General features: G+C 52.6%; 20 protein-coding genes. 11 read left to right on the top strand and 9 right to left on the bottom strand.

The window, feature by feature from the left end:
* Positions 1-358: 358 nt before the first annotated feature.
* Complete coding sequence (locus CYQ09_RS18300) at positions 359-520, bottom strand: hypothetical protein (RefSeq protein ID WP_162617613.1); 162 nt, start codon at positions 518-520, stop codon at positions 359-361.
* Between the two features lie 1,625 nt (positions 521-2,145).
* Here CYQ09_RS18300 and CYQ09_RS08765 point away from each other — a divergent pair.
* Together CYQ09_RS08765 and CYQ09_RS08760 are read left to right on the top strand one after the other, a co-directional pair.
* Complete coding sequence (locus CYQ09_RS08765; protein WP_106745017.1) at positions 2,146-3,036, top strand: type IV pili methyl-accepting chemotaxis transducer N-terminal domain-containing protein; 891 nt, start codon at positions 2,146-2,148, stop codon at positions 3,034-3,036.
* A 48-nt stretch (positions 3,037-3,084) separates the two neighbouring features.
* Positions 3,085-4,887 carry a phosphate ABC transporter substrate-binding/OmpA family protein gene (locus CYQ09_RS08760; RefSeq protein ID WP_106745016.1) on the top strand — a complete coding sequence of 601 codons (1,803 nt, stop codon included), beginning with the start codon at positions 3,085-3,087 and terminating at the stop codon, positions 4,885-4,887.
* A 304-nt stretch (positions 4,888-5,191) separates the two neighbouring features.
* Here the strand turns inward: CYQ09_RS08760 and CYQ09_RS08750 are convergent, their stop codons facing one another.
* Genes CYQ09_RS08750 through CYQ09_RS08715 form a run of 8 tightly spaced genes read right to left on the bottom strand, consistent with a single transcriptional unit; the run spans position 5,192 to position 11,675 of the window.
* A complete protein-coding gene (locus CYQ09_RS08750) occupies positions 5,192-5,986 on the bottom strand; it encodes an ABC transporter permease (protein WP_106745015.1) in 795 nt (264 codons plus the stop codon).
* Positions 5,983-6,711: an ABC transporter ATP-binding protein gene (locus tag CYQ09_RS08745; RefSeq protein WP_106745014.1), complete on the bottom strand. Its 729-nt coding sequence runs from the start codon at positions 6,709-6,711 to the stop codon at positions 5,983-5,985. The genes CYQ09_RS08750 and CYQ09_RS08745 overlap by 4 nt, the downstream gene beginning before the upstream one ends.
* A 3-nt stretch (positions 6,712-6,714) precedes the next feature.
* Entirely contained in the window at positions 6,715-7,140 is a 426-nt protein-coding gene (locus CYQ09_RS08740; RefSeq protein WP_106745013.1) for a hypothetical protein, read from the bottom strand.
* Positions 7,137-7,745, bottom strand: coding sequence for an ABC transporter ATP-binding protein (locus tag CYQ09_RS08735; protein ID WP_106745012.1), 609 nt, complete (start codon positions 7,743-7,745; stop codon positions 7,137-7,139). The genes CYQ09_RS08740 and CYQ09_RS08735 overlap by 4 nt, the downstream gene beginning before the upstream one ends.
* Positions 7,742-8,479 (bottom strand): ABC transporter permease, encoded by a 738-nt coding sequence (locus tag CYQ09_RS08730; protein WP_106745011.1) that lies wholly within the window; start codon positions 8,477-8,479, stop codon positions 7,742-7,744. The genes CYQ09_RS08735 and CYQ09_RS08730 overlap by 4 nt, the downstream gene beginning before the upstream one ends.
* Entirely contained in the window at positions 8,479-9,468 is a 990-nt protein-coding gene (locus CYQ09_RS08725; RefSeq protein WP_430383338.1) for an ABC transporter substrate-binding protein, read from the bottom strand. Before CYQ09_RS08725 ends, CYQ09_RS08730 begins: the two co-directional genes overlap by 1 nt.
* A gap of 22 nt (positions 9,469-9,490) precedes the next feature.
* Complete coding sequence (locus tag CYQ09_RS08720; RefSeq protein ID WP_106745010.1) at positions 9,491-10,477, bottom strand: YVTN family beta-propeller repeat protein; 987 nt, start codon at positions 10,475-10,477, stop codon at positions 9,491-9,493.
* Positions 10,478-10,487: 10 nt separating this feature from the next.
* The gene (locus CYQ09_RS08715) at positions 10,488-11,675 is read right to left on the bottom strand and encodes an ABC transporter substrate-binding protein (protein WP_106745009.1); all 1,188 of its coding nucleotides are present in this window, start codon (positions 11,673-11,675) and stop codon (positions 10,488-10,490) included.
* A 207-nt stretch (positions 11,676-11,882) separates the two neighbouring features.
* Here CYQ09_RS08715 and CYQ09_RS08710 point away from each other — a divergent pair, with 207 nt between their 5' ends.
* The 9 genes from CYQ09_RS08710 (at position 11,883) to pqqE (ending at position 18,907) form a co-directional block, all read left to right on the top strand.
* Positions 11,883-12,416, top strand: a complete 534-nt coding sequence (locus CYQ09_RS08710) for an SRPBCC family protein (protein WP_106745008.1) — start codon at positions 11,883-11,885, stop codon at positions 12,414-12,416.
* A 19-nt stretch (positions 12,417-12,435) separates the two neighbouring features.
* Positions 12,436-13,362, top strand: a complete 927-nt coding sequence (locus tag CYQ09_RS08705; protein ID WP_106745007.1) for a beta-propeller fold lactonase family protein — start codon at positions 12,436-12,438, stop codon at positions 13,360-13,362.
* The gene (locus CYQ09_RS08700) at positions 13,363-14,958 is read left to right on the top strand and encodes a sensor histidine kinase (protein WP_106745006.1); all 1,596 of its coding nucleotides are present in this window, start codon (positions 13,363-13,365) and stop codon (positions 14,956-14,958) included.
* 9 nt (positions 14,959-14,967) lie between these two features.
* On the top strand, positions 14,968-15,630 hold the full coding sequence (locus CYQ09_RS08695; RefSeq protein ID WP_106745005.1) for a response regulator transcription factor: 663 nt from the start codon (positions 14,968-14,970) through the stop codon (positions 15,628-15,630).
* 89 nt (positions 15,631-15,719) lie between these two features.
* Positions 15,720-15,821: a pyrroloquinoline quinone precursor peptide PqqA gene (gene pqqA / locus CYQ09_RS08690; protein WP_106357700.1), complete on the top strand. Its 102-nt coding sequence runs from the start codon at positions 15,720-15,722 to the stop codon at positions 15,819-15,821.
* A 23-nt stretch (positions 15,822-15,844) separates the two neighbouring features.
* Positions 15,845-16,741 carry a pyrroloquinoline quinone biosynthesis protein PqqB gene (gene pqqB / locus CYQ09_RS08685; protein ID WP_106745004.1) on the top strand — a complete coding sequence of 299 codons (897 nt, stop codon included), beginning with the start codon at positions 15,845-15,847 and terminating at the stop codon, positions 16,739-16,741.
* A complete protein-coding gene (gene pqqC / locus CYQ09_RS08680) occupies positions 16,738-17,493 on the top strand; it encodes a pyrroloquinoline-quinone synthase PqqC (protein WP_106745003.1) in 756 nt (251 codons plus the stop codon). Before pqqB ends, pqqC begins: the two co-directional genes overlap by 4 nt.
* Complete coding sequence (gene pqqD, locus CYQ09_RS08675; RefSeq protein ID WP_106745002.1) at positions 17,490-17,774, top strand: pyrroloquinoline quinone biosynthesis peptide chaperone PqqD; 285 nt, start codon at positions 17,490-17,492, stop codon at positions 17,772-17,774. Before pqqC ends, pqqD begins: the two co-directional genes overlap by 4 nt.
* Positions 17,774-18,907, top strand: a complete 1,134-nt coding sequence (pqqE, locus tag CYQ09_RS08670; protein WP_106745001.1) for a pyrroloquinoline quinone biosynthesis protein PqqE — start codon at positions 17,774-17,776, stop codon at positions 18,905-18,907. Before pqqD ends, pqqE begins: the two co-directional genes overlap by 1 nt.
* The last annotated feature ends 64 nt before the right edge of the window (positions 18,908-18,971 follow it).

Here is an 18,971-nt window from a genome sequence, read left to right as displayed (position 1 = left end):
CTGTTGGTAAATAAACCCTTGTCAAAATTAAAACTAAAAATCAGTTTCTTAGCCTGCGTTGGTGGCCGATTCAGCAGCCAGGGTAGCAATGTTTGTGAATTTTTATATCGTTATGGTTTAGTTGATGAATGTGTAACGATTTATGGTGGCGAAATGGGTCGCGTGTAATTGATGAATGCTGTATTGTTTATATGGAATTTAACATAAACCGTGTTTTATTGTTGCTATGTTTGATGCTTTGAATTCACCATTTTCGAAATTACCGTGAGGTATTTTTAGATTTGATAGTAATTTTTGTGAGGTATTTTTAGATTTGATAGTAATTTTTGTGCGGTATTTATCGAGTAAATAGATTGCCTTAGTAATGCTTGCGGCTTTTGTAATTAGGGCAGAGCGCATGGACGCCATTGCGCGCATTCTTAACTATCAATTGTGCGACCGCCTGACCGCGCGCATTGGAGAGAGGAGAGCCGACAACAACGACAACACTTAACAGGGCAATCAATACTACATCTAACATTCGGCTCTCGCTTCTCTTTTTCGGCGCTGCAATGCGTCACATTCAACTTTATGGCGACACATCTACCGTATTTTCCCGCTTATGAAATATGCCCTTAAGTACAGTCTGTCAGTATTCGTCTATCATGCTTACCCGTTCGGATAGGGTCAGGGTGGCGCACGTAAAACTATTGCACGAAAGAGTTTGTAAATCCTGAATGGCGGGTGTTTTTCATTTTCGGTGTCGCGCTAAAATAAGTGAACCGTTCGCGATCGAAGTCATTAAGTGAAATTGGTTTTGGCCTTCTTTTGAATGTTAATAAATTTCCCCGGTCCTTTCTGGCTGGTATATCATCACCGTGACCGTACCGTGCTAACTCATCATTATAGGTTGTTTTGCGATGTCGATGAATTCGCAAAGTTGCGTGGTTGGGCACTCTTTCAACTTTGGATTTTTCTCTGCCAAGGCTCTAAGCTTCTTCGATATTGAACGATAATCAAGAGTGGCGAACTTGTCAGAGGAACAGGAAGACCTTAACGCCGCCCCCAAACTACCCCTAATGGATAGGGTAGTTAGTACGAATACTAACACACTGTACTTAAGCGCATATTTCGCTGAGCGGTGAAATCTGGCAAACATGTATCTGTAAAGTTGAGTGTGGCATGTTGTTAACGCCACAAAATGAGAAGAGAGAGCCGAATGTTAGATGTCGTATTGATTGCCCTGTTAAGCGTTGTAGTTGTTATCGGCTCTCCCCTCTCAAATGCTCGCGGGAAGGCAGCTGTTGATTGGCTGCAGTGCACTGTTAAGTTGTATGCGCGGCGGATCCAGCTGCCAAGTCGAAGCTAAGCTTACATTTACTTTCCTGAATAATTCATGGTTTTCTTGAAACCTTTTGCGGTTTACGTTGGCGTTCTTTCCCAACTTCGCCAAGATCAATCGGCGCGAATTTTGCGCTTTTGATGTGCCCCCAATCAATCTCGTTCGCCGGTAAATGAAGTGCGGCCACGCATCGCTAAAATCAATAGTCCTCGGCGCGTTTCTGACGGAACAGCTTTTGTCGCAGAACTCCTTGTCGGCGCGGTCCCCGTCGTAATTAGGGGGCCGTTAGTGCGGAATCTCTTGACCTCAATCGCCGTATTTTTTCGGACTGCCCTGCCGATGTTAGCCGACAGCCACCCCGCTTTTGTCGGCACGCTCCGCAACGCTTGGTCTAATGGAGCAAGTTTCGTTCGATTGGTATGATGGAAGCGATGGTCTCGGAGGTCCAATATTCTATTCGGGTTAGCAGGGGTGTCGAACACGCATTACTTGCACATCAGTTAAGCGCACTCAGGGGGTGGGAGCTGAAAAATTTTACTAGCTGTTAAAATTTGCATTAAAAACAAATATTTAAGAATTTTTGATCTGCTTGTTTTCTGGTCGCCTCTCTCGAATTTCGCCTAAAACGCGCGCGTTACGTCGGTCACCCCCATTTTCTCGTGCGCACAAACTTCAGCAGCTAGGCTAGATAGGCAAACATAGCTCTGGCGCCTGTCATGTATCGAGACCGGTCGCATATGCGCAGAAATGCGCTGTTGTACCGAGTGATCTTTTAAAGGGGCAATCCCCCGAAATGCACTAGACACGATGAAGAGGCTTAATCCATGAACAATATCCTGAAAGCTGCGGCCATAGTTGTGGCCGCAAGTACAGGAATCGCGACTCCGACGCTGGCCGAAACCAACGTGACCGCAGAAGAAGCAACCCGAAAGGTCAATATCGCAGGGCGTCAGCGGATGCTGTCACAACGTATGGCAAAGGCCGCCTGCCTCATGTCGCAAGAGCTAAGCTATGGTAGCTCTTTTGATCAAATGGCGCTTGCCTATGAGCTGTTTGAACGGTCCGATTATGCATTAAGGCATGGTAACGCAGACATGGGGTTGCAACCCGAAGCTATGCCGAGCGTTTTAAACGCGCTTTCAAATATAGACGAACATTGGTTGCTGTATCACGTGATTATAGAGGACAGCATCACGAATGGTAAAGTGAATGCAAATGAACTGGAAGAGCTAGACGCTTCAGGACTTCAAGTTCTGAAGTTTATGAACATCGCTGTTTTCCAAACTGCGCGATCTTACGCAGATGTTTCTCCGGATCTTCCTCTGGGCGTCACAATTACGGTCGATGTTGCGGGCCGACAGCGTATGTTGTCCCAACGTGCAGTAAAAGAAGCCTGCATGATGCGGGTGGCTGAGGATCCTTCGATCTATGCAACACGTCTCTCCGAAACAGTTCATTTGTTTGATCTGTCATTGAATGCGCTGTTAGCTGGCTTTGAACCTGCAGGCGTGATCGCCGCACCAACAACAGACATTGAGAACAAGCTTAGAGAGGTACGCACCCTGTGGGTCCCCATCAAAGATATGATGGATCGTGCCGCTAATGGCGAAGTGCTGAGTGATGCCGACTTGATTTGGTTAGCCGCAGAAACAGAACCGCTACTGCGGACCATGAACGAGGCCGTCGGCCTATATGAGTTCATCTCAGCGAACTAACCGCCCGCGCTTCGACGCGCGACCAAAGACTGCCATAAGGAGAAATAGATGAAACCCCTTAGAAATTGCCAGAGCAACTCGACGTTATCGCTCTCAGGGATGCTCGCGATGTCCAGTGCGCTGCTCATTTCAAGTATGCTGCCCGCAATTGCCCAGACGCAAGACCAAGTTATTTTGAGATCGGAAGGGGAGTTCGAGATTATCGGCACAGAAATTGCTCTCGAGGATGGCATTTACCAAATCAAAACTGCGCTAGGCGAGCTTCTTATTGCTGCGGATGAAGTCGAATGTATCGGGGCGCGCTGTGCCGATTTGGTTTCAGATAGGAAAGGAGCCAAACCTATCGTAACGCTACTTACAAAAGCTGGTGACATGGAACTGAACGGGCGCCTTATCGCGCTTGAAGACGGCGCATATGTTCTTGAAACCGCACTTGGCGAATTGCGCGTGCCTGCTGAAAACATGATCTGCGTGGGCGACGGTTGCCCGGAAATAGCTCTGGAGCCACGATTTGCTATTCACGCCGATGGCGCGGCGCTTGAAAATCTGCTGCCCAGTTTACTCCGTGACTTCGCCAAAATGAAGGGCGCCACACTATCTTACTCGGAGGGGGAAACCGCAGGAGAGCGTGTTGCTCTTATGGTTGATGACGGTGGTAAACTTGTCGCTGAAATGACGCTGCGCCCGGAGACGGCCGAAGGTTCACTGCGCGCGCTAGATGATGGTAATTTCGACGTCGCATTTACACCACGCCGCATCGCTGAAGATGAAGTAACTGCCTATAAAGAATTGGGGTATGGCGATCTCAGAGGGAGTCAGCATGAAACCTTAGTTGCGCTTGACGCAGTTACGGTGGCTATTCACCCAGATAACCAAGTTCGCAATATCTCGCCAGACATGCTGAAGCGTGTTTGGGCCGGCGACATAACAAACTGGCAAGAGCTAGGCGGCCGCGACATGCCGATACGCCTGTATGGCTACTCTGAAGCCGCGAATGAAACACTTATTGACTTCCACAGCAATATTCTACCTGGTTCGCTTGCTAACGCTGCTCCGATGCACGCCAAGCTTGGCGGTACCGATGAATTGATCGAAGCGATCAAACTTGATCGCGCGGCGATTGGTGTCGCCCCTAAATCGGCTGTCGTCACTGGGGGCGCACGACTTATATCGCTAACGCGTAGTTGCGGGCTAATCGCCTCTCCATCCAATTTTGACGTAAAAATCGGCGACTACCCAGCGGGACGAGAGATCTATGCCTACACACGGCCGAATGCCCTTCACCCAGTGGCGCGTGAGTTCGTTCGATGGGCCACCAGCGTTGCCGCGCAGGACACAATTGCACATGCCGGCTTCGCGAACGGTGACATTGAACGCACCGGTATCGAAAACATGGGAATGATGTTGGTTCATACTGCCGCCGTTGAGCCTGATTTCGATGGGACACAGTTTTCTACTATGATGCGTGAATTGCGCAGCGCGGACCGGCTTTCGATCGCATTCCGTTTCCAGTCTGGTTCAAGCCTACTAGACACTGAATCTATCGCTAACCTCGGCAATCTAGCTAACCGTATTCGGGCGGGAGAATTTACAGGTCAGGAAATTTTGCTTGTCGGTTTCGCCGATAGCATTGGTGAAGCAAGTCAGAATACAGCACTGGCCCAAACGCGCGCGCGGGCTGTGTCGGATATTCTGCAGCGTGAATTACCGAACCAACTACGCGAACAAATACGGATCAACTCGCTTAGCTTTGGAGAACAACTGCCCATGGCGTGCAATGACGATCCCAATGGCCGAGAGCTAAATCGACGCGTTGAGGTATGGACCCGTTTGGCTGGTCAGGACACTTAACGATCAGCAGATATCTTCTGTTTGGCCCGGCAGTAAACTGGCGGGCCATTGCTCCGTTGACAATTGCAGATCCAGTGATAGGCCGTGCCATAGAGTTGGCCGAAAAACTAGAACTAGTCCTATCCCAGAACCTTGAGATATGGACCACTTGCACTTCACCGATCCAAGGCAAGCAGGCCCCGCACCAGCGGATCAGATCACCTTCGCCGAATTGAGTGTGATAAATATCCAGATTGATCCGCAATTGAGGGCTGTTGAGCATAATGCCCCATTGGCCGTAATTTTGCCTATACAATACAGGGGACTAGGATCGCTGCGATCGTCTTAACCCAGCTGCAGGATCATAGCCGACTAAGCTGCCACATAGGAAAATGATAAATGCCAAGATGACCCAAAGTAGGGCTGTTCCGTTGAACTGTTCGTACATCGCAAAGCGTATCAGTTCGACCGCATGGGTGAACGGGTTCAGGGCGCAGATGTCGCGTAGTAATGGCGAACTTTCTGCCATTTTCCAAAGCGGATAAAGCGCGCTGGACATGAAGAACATCGGGAAGATGACGAAGTTCATGACGCCTGCAAAATTTTCGAGCTGTTGGATGGTAGAGGAAATTAATAGCCCGAGTGCACCCAGCATGAGCCCGCTGAGAATGAGAGTTGGGAAAACATAAACATATCCCATCGCTGGAAGCGTGATCCCGAACATCGCTGCGATCGCAAGGAATGCGTAGACCTGCAAAATGGATACCGCGACGCCGGCCATAAGTTTGCTGAATAATAGCCACCAACGTGGAAGTGGGCTGGTCAGAAGTAACCGCATCGACCCCATTTCGCGGTCGTAAACGAGGCTAAGTGACGACTGCATCCCGTTAAAAAGCTGGATCATGCCGCATAGGCCGGGCACGATGTAGACCTCGTATGTGATGTAGGTTTGGTAGGGGGGAATGATCGATAACCCCAATGCCGCTCGGAAACCTGCGGCGAAGACCATCAGCCACACAAGTGGCCTGACCAGTGCTGCCAAAAACCGTGATCGCTGGTTCACAAAGCGCATCGCCTCGCGCAGGGTGATGGCCCGTAGTGAAACAAGATACGGCTTCATAGGCTTGGCTCTGGTGTGGTGTCGGTCATGTGCATGAATGCATCGATCAAGGTGCCATCTCTGGCGATTTTACGGGCATTGTCATGGGCAAGGATGCGCCCCTTGTGCAGAACCACCACGTCATCATTGTCTTGAATTTCGTCAACAAGATGGGTCGCCCAGAAAACCAATAAACCGTCATCAGCGAGGTCATGCACATGTTGGGTGATGGCTTGCCGGGTTGCGGTGTCTAAGCCGACAGTTGCCTCGTCCAGCAGCAACACCTCTGGTTCATGGATCAGGGCGCGGGCGATTTCCATGCGGCGACGGTGACCGCCGTTTAGGCTGCGCGCCTTTTCTTTGGCCCGTTCACGCATCGACAGACGATCAAGCGCTGCGTCGATGTTGCGCTGGGCCGCACGCCCCGAAAGGCCCTGTAACGCGGCGAAATACCGTAAGTTTTGGACAACCGACATATCCAAATCGAGCGTCTGTTGTTGAAACACGACGCCAATCTTCGCCAGTGCGGCACGGGGTTCACGCGCGAGGTCATGTCCGGCAACACTGATGGTTCCCTGTTTCGCCACAAATAGGCGTGTTAAAAGGGAAAATAGCGTCGATTTGCCCGCGCCATTCGGCCCCAACAGCGCACAAAAGCGGCCTTTTTCTAGCTCAAAACTGACGTCATCCAACGCCGTTTTTGCGCCATAACGGTAGGTCACATTTTGTACGCTTAGGGTGCTCATAGGTTACTGGATCACAATCTCGACGCGTTGACCATCGCCTGTCGATCCGGGTTGGCGCAATTCATAGCGGCCCGGTTTAATTGCGATGAATTCGATTTCCACTGTGCCTGCCTCGTCGAATTCGATGCTGTCGACACCCAGTGGGCGAATTTCGATCCCGTTGATGACGATCTCATTGATCCAGATCGCGCGAAAGAACCCAGCGCCTTCAAGCGCTAGTTCACCGGTGCCGTCTGCTTCTATTTCGATTTCATAGGCGGTGCCTGATTTAAGCATCAGCGGTGCATCCGCGATAGGCTGCCCAACGGAAAGGGTTAGCGGTTCGAGGTCTTCTTTATTGGTGTTGGACAATAGTCCGGCAAAGCCCAAATCATGTGCCACAACCGGTGTTGCCAAAGTTAGCGCGGCAAGGATGGATAAAATCTTCATTTGAGTGTCTCCTTCGTTTTCAATGTTGCTGGTTGACCATGAAGGGTCAGGGTTTGGGTGGCTAATCTGGCTGCCTCTGTCGTGTCGTGCGTAACGAATATTGTCGCTGGTTGGGTTTTGCTGATCAGACGTTCCGTCAGGGTTAGCATTTCATCGGCTGTTTTTTCGTCCAGTGATACGAATGGTTCGTCCATGATCAGTAAATCCGGGTTCCCGGCAAATCCGCGGGCGAGCGATAGCCGACGTTGCTGGCCAAGTGATAGCTGGCCTGGGAATAGGTCGGCTTTATCGGCCAATCCGACCTCGGAAAGGGCCTCGCGCACGGCGCTCTCGCTCAGTTCTGGATGTATCAATTGGATGTTTTCAAAGACTGACCGCCACAAAAGCAGCGTTGGTTCTTGAAAGACGATTGCCATGTTCTTAGGCCTGCTGACGGTGCCTTCGAACTTGGGGTCAATTCCGGCGATCAGCCGCAATAGGGTCGATTTACCGATGCCTGAAGGCCCCAAGATGGCGACTGTCTGCCCCTGTTCCACGTCGAACTGAATATCCTGCAGAACGGGAACATCGCCATAGGATTTGGACCTTACATCGACGCTAATCATGCTGTTCTCCAGCGCCGAACGCGCTTTTCCCACGGCTGTAGGATGAGCCATTCGACAAGCAGCATGACTGTGATGAATGACATGGCATAGACCAGCACCAACCGCACATCGAACAGTTGAAAATAGAGGTGTATTTGGAACCCGATACCGTTTGAGCGCCCCAAAAATTCGACCACGAGAACAATCTTCCAGATGACCGCGATGCCCGAACGCGCTGCACCCGCGATGAACGGGGCAAGCTGCGGTAAGATCACATGTTGCAGGACGCTTTGTTTGCGCATGCGGAACACCTGCGCCATCGCCTTTAGGTTTGGATCAATTGACCGCGCTCCTTCGCGGATGATCGTTGTGACATTTGGGATTTTATTCAACGTTACAGCGATAATTGCGGCAGTTTCGTTCAACCCGATCCAAAGATAGCACAGCACAATCAGGACCAAGGCAGGCAGGTTCAAGAACACAACTAGCCACGGGTCCAGCCAACGATCCACGCGTGGCAATAGGCCCATCACCAACCCCAAGGCCAAGCCAAGGCTCATCGAGAGTGTAAAGGCCCAGATCACGCGGATCAGGGTTCTGCCAAGGTGGAATAGTAATTCACCAGACCTAAGCTCAGCCCAAAGTGGGCTGAACAGTTCTTGGGGCATTGGCAGCACCATAGGGTCGGCCGCGATCCACGCGACCAAGAACCAGAACCCCAAAAGGCCCAAAAGCGAAAATGCGCGAACGGACATTACTGGATCGCGGCAAACAGACCATCTGGTAATGTTGTCGCCTCTCCAACAAGCCGCTCACCGCCAAGCTCTGCCATCAACTGCAGCATCTTATCCGCGCTTGATGGGTCTACTGGGCCGGGCTTTGGGATACCTGCGCGGAAATCGGTGCGTAGTGCCTCGAACTGGGCATCGTTATTCGCGTTCATCATCGGGCGGATGGCATTCCATGCGGCATCGTCACTGGCAAGAAGGTCTTTTGCATCGCGCGAAGCACCGTATAGCGCGGCAGCAATGCCGGGGTTTTCGGCGATGAAGCTTTCTTTCATCACGTAGCCCAGCAGTGGAACCTCTGGATCGAGGCCAAGCGCGACTGATGCTTCCTCGACCGATATCAACTGACGCATTCCGGCCGATTTCATCTTGGCTAGAAAGTGCCAAAAATTGATTGCCCCGTCGGTTTCGCCGGAAATGCCGCTTCGGAAAATCAAAGGTGGCGCGCCAAAGACTTGTTCGGTTTCTGCGGCAAGATCCATGCCGTATTCTTGCTGTGCATAGGCACGCAAAATCAGCCAGCTTTTGTCGACTGGGCCGCCTGCAATGCCGATGCTGCCACCTGCAAGATCAGCCAATGTCTGGGCGGTGCTTTCAGCAGGTAGGACAAGGCCGCCGACTGCTTTGGAATACGGAATAAACACGTAGTCACGACCAGCAGCGCGTTGCCGCGCGACCCAGATCCAGTCGGCAACCGCGACGTCGGCCTCTCCGCCCTCTAACGCGACGCGGGTCGCGCCGTTGTCGGCGTAGGGTTGGACATCAAGGGTGAAACCGTTTGCCGTGTCGAAACCGTTGCGCGCGATTGTGTCGAGTTCCCAGTTGACGGTCCCAATCTTAAGAACAGCAGCACGAATAACGGGCAGGTCGGATTGGGCCTTTGTCGCCACAGGCGCGCACATTAGGGCCGATATGGCGAGTGCCGAGAAAACGCGGCGGCGCATATTTGAAATCATTTAGTTTTCCTCCCCAGGATATTTAGTCAGGCGTCACGGCGACGCCCCAAGGCTGCCGTCCGACCTGTATTGATTTGATTGCTTGCTGCCGGGCCACGTCAATCACGGTCACATCATTTGAATTGCCGTTTGTGGTAATCAGAAATTCCTGTCCCGGCGTGAATTCCATCTGCCAGACACGTTGACCGACAAGGATGTAATCAACGACCTCAAGGCTTTCGACATCAACCACAGCGACCCGGTTTGCTGGGCCTAGCGCAACGAACAGCCACTTATTGTCGGCCGTGACTTTCATCCCAACGGGCTGAAGCCACTCTGGCTGCACACCAGCCACCTCGAACCCGATTTTTGTGGTCAATTCAGGGCCGTTTGCGGCAAGCGGATCAATTACACTGACCGTGCCACCGATTTCAGAGCTGACAAACAGCTTTGTGCCGTCATCCGTATAAACGGCATAGCGTGGGCGTTGATCGACAAGGATATTATGCTTGATTTGATAGTCAGACGTATCAATGAAATGCGCCATATTAGTCGTTTCAGACGTGTTAATCACAAACGTTGCATCGGGGCTGATCGCCATCCCTTCGGGTTCGACACCGACAGGGATTTCAGCAACAACTGTGCGGCTTTGCGTGTCGACGACAGTGACCAGATTGTCGTCTTCGTTGGCGATGTACAGCAACTCTCCGGTCGGATGAATTGTGAACAGTTCTGGGTCTGGGCCTGATGGTAGCGTCCAGACTTCTTCGTAGGTTTCAGTGTCAAAAACGCGGATCGTATCGTCGTCGGAGGCGCAGACGTATAGGTACTTTCCATCAGGGCTAACGCCAATTCCGCGCGGGCGGTTACCGCCGGGGAATTCTGCGATCGCTTCCCAGCTATCGCTGTCGATGACTGTGATCGTATTGCCGCGTTCGTTGCTGACGAAAACCTTGTTCGCGGCGGCTGGGGCAGCGAACCCTAGGGTGGCGACACAAATACTTGCAATAAACTGGATGGGTCGTTGCATGGGTTTTTCCTTATTTAGCAAAGGCATTGCAGGCGCTTTCGGGTTGGTCCAACCCAAGCGTGTCGAGCGTCGAGACCTGATGCAGGTAACCATCTTGGGGTGAAACGCTTACGGTGATTTTGCTATCAGTCAGCAGCACGGGTTGGCGTAGCTGGCCGTTCCACGGACGGAAATTGACTTTCCTACCTTTGAACGCGGCCAATTCAAATTCGTCGCTTAGGATATAGTCGCGCAGCGCGGCCGGATCGGCGGCGTTGATCCGAATGACCGCTTCGCCGATCACGCGCAGCGATAGCCAGACTTCATAGTCGGCTTCTTGAACGAACCTACCAGATGCCTCTTCGAACCGGCGTTGAAACTGGGTCGCGCCCCATGCTTCGTGCGCGGCGTGCATTGTCACGGGGCGTAATCCACCAGAGCCCATGACAGGGCGCGGCGTCCAAAGGTGAAACGGCAGATAAAGTGCGAAAAGATCAGAATTATCGGCGGCGATGACCACATCGTGGTCTTCGGCATTCTGGGTAAAGACCGGAATCTGGCGTTGGACCAACACGTGACCAGTGTCGGTCCTGCGTGACCCGCCGGTGTCTTCGAATTCGCGTTCTTCGACGACTTGTGCACCAAATTTGTTGGCTGCACGACGGTAGGCATCGCCCAATGTGCGGTCAGCTGGGTTTGATCCTTGAATAAGGAACACCTCGCGCCACTGCTTCCACATGGCGAATTGCACGACGGCGTCAGCAAGCATCATTTCACTGGGCGCGACATGCAGCAGGTTTGCGCGGCACTGATCGTCGCGGACCGACATATCGCGGGCCGTCGCGTTGATCACCAATACATCGGGGCCTGCGCGGTCTGTGATCTTTAGCAGGTCTTCGGCGTTGGCCATGACCACGAGCAACGTTGTTCCGTTCGCAAGCAGTTCGTCTAGCACGGCATCAGTTTCTTCGGGGGTGGCTGCGACATAGTTCGTGTTGAACGTCATTCCCATAAAATTGCCGGTCGTCTGGTTGTCTTCGTCAGCCAACTTGCCCCCGGCAAAGCCCAGATCGTCTGGGATCAGATCGTAGCGAGAAATTGGCATAATCTGGGAGTAGTCGACACGCAACACGACGGCGTTAATATCTAGGGCAGCGACGCCAAGGGCGCTACAAAACAGGCAAGTAAACGCTGCAATCAAGCGTGCAAATACCATCATCCTAGATGACCTCCCCCTTTGAAAATAACCAAAAAATCCGCGTAATTGGTTCCCTTTGCGAATGCTGCAACGATTCAACTTGGAAAAAAACCGATACTTTAGGCTTATTGTCAGCTTCACTTAAGCTCCGCTACGGTCAATGTAATTCAGCACAAGCCACGTTTGCTGTGATGTTCATTTGCCATTTCCCAACACACGAGCCAGTCAATGAAAATACACCGAAGAACTCTTATCCTGCTTGCCGCTTGCCTTCCAATGGCGGCCCACGCACATGGTCCAACCCGCCAAAAAGTGACACTGTCCACTGAGGTAAGCGCCACACCCGAAGAGGTCTGGGCCGTGGTCGGCAATTTTCAGGACATGAGCTGGCATCCGGCGGTTTATTCCAGCACAGGAACTGGCGGCAACGAAATAGACGCCACACGCCTGCTGGTGTTAGGAGAAGAAGGTGGTCCGACGATTGACGAAATCCTGTATAAATTCTCAGATGAAAAGATGAGCTATTCGTACCGGATCACCGAGGTATCCGTCGACGTGTTACCAGTTACAAATTACTCCTCCCACATAACGGTTACGGCGACGGACAGTGGTGGGTCGTTGGTCGAATGGCGCGGTGCGTTTTACCGTGGCTACCCGAACAATGATCCGCCACCCGAACTAAACGACGAAGCTGCAATTGCTGCAGTGTCAGGTGTTTATCAGGCTGGTTTGGACGCGCTTGTTGCCCGCTTTGGTAGCTAACAGGGCCATTTGCTTATCGATGGTTTTTACCCTCGCTGTGACGCAGGTCGCAGCGGGGGATTTGGCTTTTGTGACCAATCAAAACGACAGCACACTTAGTGTTATTGATCTAGATGATCACCGCGAAGTCAGACGTATCGATGTGGATGGTGCACCTGCCGGTGTCGCCGTTGATCCTGCGGGCAGTTTTTTCGTGACAGTGAGTGCTGACAGTAAGGTAGTTCGCAAGTTCGACAGCAACACATTGGAATTGTTGAACGAAGTGTCGCTTGATGGTGGGCCAATAGGCGTCGCTATTCACCCAGATGGTAAGACCATTTATGTGACCGACTGGTTCAATGCCCGTATTTGGGTTCTTAGCGCAGCTGATCTAGCCGTCATCAATACGCTAGAAACGGGTGCAGCCCCAGCCGGGGTTGCCGTGACGCCAGATGGCGCTTGGCTTGCTTCTGCTGACAAAGAGGCCAGTCAGGTTTCGATATTTGATCTGCGGACGAATACGGTTGCCCACCGGGTTCCGGTTGGCGTGCGGCCCTTTGGGGTTACGGTGGGACCGCGAGGCCGGTTTTTCACGGCTGATGTTGGATCAAATTCGGTAACGGTTGTTGATCCGATTTCGGGCAAGGTCGTTGGCACAGTTCCAGTCGGTGAACGCCCATATGCGGTGACATTCGCGCAAGGTGCTGGTTTTGTGACGAACCAATATGCCGACACTGTCAGCGTGTTTGACCTGAACGACCTCACAGTAAATGCAACAATTGATGTTGGTGAATATCCCGAAGGGATCGATACAACGACTGATGGCAATCAGGTGATTGTCGCAAATTGGTTTTCGAATACTGTCAGCGTCATTGATGTGAACAGCCTAAGTGTTGTTGCCGAAATCGATACTGGCGATGGTCCCAGAGCCTTTGGTCGCTTTATCGTTGAGGGGGGCGAAGAATAGGTGCGCAGTTTACGTGCGAGGCTGGCAATTGGCGCTGCGATCATTGGTCTGGTCGCGGTATTATCGAACGCACTGACTATTCGCGGAATGGCATTGATGTCCGCGCAGGTGCAAGTCGCAGTGACGGCCGAAAAGCGGATACAACGATTGTCAGATCTTGCGACCCAAGTCGGTTCGCTGATCGTCATTCTTTACGAAGCGGCGCAATCCGGCGTCGATGCTGATACGCGGAATGCACGGTTAGAAGGGCTAACCGCCGGAATACGCAGGAATTTTGCGGCAATTCGTACGGACCTTGACCAAAACGTCGGGGATGTTGCGCAATCAGATCTGGATGAACAGTCGCGTCGGGCGACCCGCAGCATTGGCATTGCGCGGATGGAAGCATTGTTCGAAGGCACGATAGAACAATTCAGTGATGCATCTGAAATAGTGGCACCTGATCAACGTGCGGCGCAATTGCAGGGGCTGATCAACGCATTTTCGATTGGTTTCGATCCGCTGTTGAACGCGGCTATGACCGAAGACCGCCGCGCGCGTGAAGCCGCAATCGCGCAGGTTGACGCTTTGCGTGACCGCCTTACGCGGGCAGCCTTTGCCGTTGGCGTTTTCGCACTGCTGCTTGTAGCCGGGTTTTACTATTTCTTGGTGCGCCCGCAGTTGTCGCGTTTGGATCAACTACGTGTTGCTTCCCGGTCCATCGGGAATGAGAACTTCAAAGTCAGCCTACCGGATGAACAAAGCGACGAAATCGGCCTTTTGTTCAAAGCGACAAACGAAATGGCAGCGTCATTGGCTGCGCGTAAGTCCGCAGTGGACAGCGAATGGGGGCGGCTTAACCAAACTATCGCGGACCGGACAGAGGCGCTACGTCACGCCAATGAAGCACTGGCCAAGACAGACGAAGACCGGCGCAGGTTTTTTGCTGATGTCAGTCACGAATTGCGCACACCGCTGACGGTCATCTTGATGGAGGCGGAGCTGGCGCTGAAATCGGGCGCCCCACAAGATGGTCCGTATGGGGTGATCCACGGTCGCGCACGGCGATTGAACCAACGTATCGATGACTTGCTACGTATCGCCCGATCTGATGGAGGAATGCTGAGCCTTGAACGCACGACATTTGACTTACACCGCGCAGCACAAGCTGCGGTCGCCGATATGCAAAGCCTTGCAGACAATGCGGGGGTAACGATCACGCTAGATGGCGTTTCTGGGACCAACGTCGAAGGCGATGAGAACTGGACGCGGCAAGTGGTGACTGGGCTAATCGAAAACGCGTTGCGTCATGCTAAAGATGGCGGTTCCATCGCTATAAAGATCAACGCAACAGCAAGAGAGGCAAACCTGCAGGTGATCGACAATGGTAGTGGAATATCAGAGAAGGATCTGAAGCTCGTGACCAACCGATTTGCCCAGGCCTCTATCGGGAAGGCCGCGTCAAACGGGTTTGGAATTGGTCTGTCACTTGCGCATTGGGTGATGACCGAACAGAAGGGCAAACTGACCATCCAAAGCCCTGTTCCAGCGTCGTTCAAGGTGGGCCCGAACGCCGGGACCATGGTGACGGTTTCGCTTTTGCGTGCAAGCGGTTAGCGTGATGTGATGGCTGATACGACGATCCTTATTGTTGATGACGACCCCGAGATCATAGATGCGCTGGCGCGTGGTCTACAGATGCACGGATATGCCACGCTGGCCGAAAGCACGGTCGAGGCGGCGGCAAAGCGGTTTCCAGAGGGGCAAGTGGCTGCGGCAATCATTGATGTGATGATCGGACGCGATAGCGGCATTGATTTGGTGCGTGGCCTGCGCGCCGCCGGACATGCAAAGCCGATACTGATGCTATCCGCGCTAACGGAAGTCACCGATAGGATGGCCGGGTTAGAGGCGGGGGCCGATGATTATGTCGTAAAGCCATTCGCGTTTGACGAACTCGTTGCCCGATTGCAGGTTCAATTGCAGCGGTCGATCACTGCGCATTGTGTGCTTGATCCCGCGTCGCGCACAGTGCGTGGCCAGACCCGCGAGGCGATTCTGACTGAAAGAGAATTCGACCTATTGGCGATGCTGCATGAAAAGGCCGGTACTGTCATTTCGCGGGGTGAGATCTTTGATACGCTGTGGGCGAATGAAGGGTCTTCATCCGAAAATGTCGTTGATGTTTACATCGGATATTTGCGCAAAAAACTTGCGCCGATGGATGACTTTCACTTTAGCATCAATACAATAAGAAACCGTGGTTTCGTTTTTCAGCACCTCGATTAAGGGTCCGTTCTTATTTTTTCTTAGAACATAAGATTTGACCGAAATGCCCAGCAGGACGCACATTTATCAGACATAGAGGAGGAACTATTATGGCTTGGACGAAACCAGTGATCCGCGAAATCGAGTGCGGCATGGAAATCAACATGTACGGTCCCGAAAACGACGAACGTAACAACGACGACCTGTTCTAAACATATAAGCGCGGAGCACGCAGATGGTATTTCGCGCTTGTATTTTGGGGGCAGCTGCCGGCGGTGGCCTGCCCCAATGGAATTGCGGTTGTGAAAACTGCAATTTGGCACGTAGCGGTAAAATACCCTCCCAATCTCAGTCTTCTGTAGCAGTTAGCGCGAATGGCGCTGACTGGGCAATCCTCAATGCTTCACCCGATATACGTGATCAAATGGCGCGCATGCCTGCATTACATCCCACAGATTTGCGCGTCAGCCCTTTGAAATCAGTTCTTTTGACAAATGGTGACATTGATCACATCGCGGGATTGCTCATCTTGCGTGAACAGCAACCGTTCAACTTGTTCGCGACCCATGATATCCATGATGTCATCGACGCGAACCCGATTTTTGGCGCCCTAAAGCCTGATCTCGTAATTCGCCGCAACATCGCGCTGGGCAAACCATTTGAGTTGGTAACCGGAGTTCAGGCCACTCTTTTCTCTGTGCCGGGGAAAGTACCTCTATATCTAGAAGGCGAACACGTACAGACAGACCTTGAAGGCGAACAAACTGTTGGTGTTCATCTGAAAACTGACCAGCGAGATGTGTTTTATATTCCCGGTTGTTCGACCCTAAAGCCGGATCTGCGTGACCGGCTATCGGGTGCCGATATGGTCATGTTTGACGGTACGCTGTGGCAAGATGATGAAATGGTCACTGGCGGGCTAAGCCAAAAGACGGGCAATCGGATGGGGCATATGTCGATGTCGGGCCCTGATGGATCGATGGCTGCTTTTGCCGACCTTCAGGTAGGTAAAAAGGTCTATGTGCATATGAACAATACGAACCCTGTTTTGCGCCCATCATCGGACCAACGCGCCAGCGCTGAAGCATCCGGTTGGACCATTGCCCAAGACGGGATGGAGTTTGAATTATGACCCCAAGCAAAGAACAGTTCGAAGCACGACTACGTCAGATTGGTGCAGAACGGTATCACGACAAGCACCCATTTCATCACCTTCTACACTCTGGAGGATGTACGCCCGATCAGGTACGTGCATGGGTTATCAATCGGTTCTACTATCAATCACGTATCCCGATGAAAGACGCCGCATTCATGAGCAGGGTCGATGATCCTGCACTGCGTCGCGCGTGGCGTTCCCGGATCGAGGACCACGATGGCACCGCCGAAAACGAGGGCGGTATTGAGCGGTGGCTGCGGCTTGCCGATGCTGTCGGGCTTGACCGTGATTATGTTGCCAGCGCCGAAGGCGTCATGCCCGCGACCAAATTTGCGGTCGACGCTTATGTGCGATTTGTTCGGGATGAAACACTGCTAGAGGCCGTTGCGGCATCACTCACGGAATTGTTCGCACCAAAAATCCACGCGCAGCGGATTGAGGGCTTGCTTGCCAATTATGCCTTCGCGGATGACTCTAGTCTGGCCTATTTCAAGAACCGATTGAAAGAAGCGCCCAAAGACGTGGCCTTTGGATTGGCTTGGGTGTTGGACAAAGCTGACACACAAGAAAAACAAGACGCGGCGGCAAAGGCGCTGATCTTTAAAACCGATGTGCTATGGTCGCAGCTAGATGCATTGCATGCCGCATATGTTGACCCCGCAAAAATTCCGCCGGGGGCATGGCAACCCGGTACATTTCTTGCGCAGAACGTGGCGGCTGCATCATGACCGATGGGCTATCACCTAATTCAATTCCGGTAATCCCGCGCGGCGTTCGGTTGCATTGGGATCATGTCCGCGAAAAATGGGTCTTGCTTGCGCCCGAACGGGCGGTCGCGCTGGATCCGATTGGTCATGCAATCATGACAGAAATTGATGGCGCGCGTAGCTTTGGTACGATTACGACGGCTCTGGCTGATAAATATGGCGCCCCCCACGAACAGGTCGCGGCGGATGCGGGTGAATTTCTGCGCGGTCTGATGAACCGCCGCATTTTGGAGGTCGCATAATGGACGGTGCAGAGGTCAGAGACTGGCGTGCAGAGGGCAAGGCGAACGGTATTCCTGCGCCAATCGCCATGCTGGCTGAACTGACACATCGCTGCCCCCTATCATGTCCGTATTGTTCTAACCCTGTTGAACTGGCGCAAAAGTCACTTGAGCTAGATACATCTGACTGGGTTCGGGTGTTTCAGCAGGCCGCAGAACTGGGCGTGCTTCAGCTTCATCTTTCAGGGGGTGAACCCGCAGCCCGTCGTGATCTGGTTGATCTGGTTAAGGCCGCGCGTGATGCGGGGCTTTATACGAACCTGATCACGTCTGGGATTGGGCTGACGGAGCGGCGCTTGCAGGAATTGGACGCGGCAGGGCTCGATCATATTCAGCTTTCGCTGCAGGGTACGGATGCCAACATGGCCGACCGCATTGGCGGCTACAAAGGTGGCTTTCAACGCAAGATGCAGGTTGCCGAATGGATCAAGGATATAGGGTTTCCACTGACCCTAAATGCCGTGGTTCACCGTCAAAACCTGCACCAGCTTCCACGCGCGATCGAGATGGCGTTGGAAATGAATGCAAGGCGTATTGAGGTTGCCATTGTGCAATTCCACGGTTGGGCGATGTCGAACCGTGATGCGTTGATGCCGACAAAGGAACAGGCACAGGAGGCCAGCCGCGTCGTGGCCGAAGCCCGTGATCGGTTAAAAGGGCAACTGGTGCTAGATTACGTTCCTGCTGATTATCACGCCGATTACCCCAAGCGCTGCATGGGTGGCTGGGGCACAACGGGCCTAAACGTCGCCCCCGACGGAGAGGTCCTGCCGTGTCATGCAGCCCAGACCATCAAGTCGCTGAGGTTTGATAATGTACGCACCAAGAGCTTGTCCGAGATTTGGTATCGTGGGTCAGCATTCAACGCCTATCGCGGCGATGATTGGATGCAAGAACCATGCCGTTCTTGCGACCGTAAGAAACTAGATTTTGGCGGATGCCGTTGTCAGGCGATGGCATTGGCCGGTGATCCAAATGCGACCGACCCAGTATGCGTGAAATCTCCGTTGCATGCGGAGTTGCAGATGCATACAGCGTTATTGTCTCGCGACAAAACCGCAGAGCTGACCTTTCGCAAGCAGCCATCAGCTTGAGCGGTGCGTATTTGAATAGCACTAATTTCACATAGTGTACTGCGTTGAAAAGAATAAGCCCTAA

Source organism: Yoonia maritima, from assembly GCF_002933395.1.
GTDB lineage: Bacteria > Pseudomonadota > Alphaproteobacteria > Rhodobacterales > Rhodobacteraceae > Yoonia > Yoonia maritima_A.
This window is presented reverse-complemented; position numbering and strand designations above follow the sequence as displayed.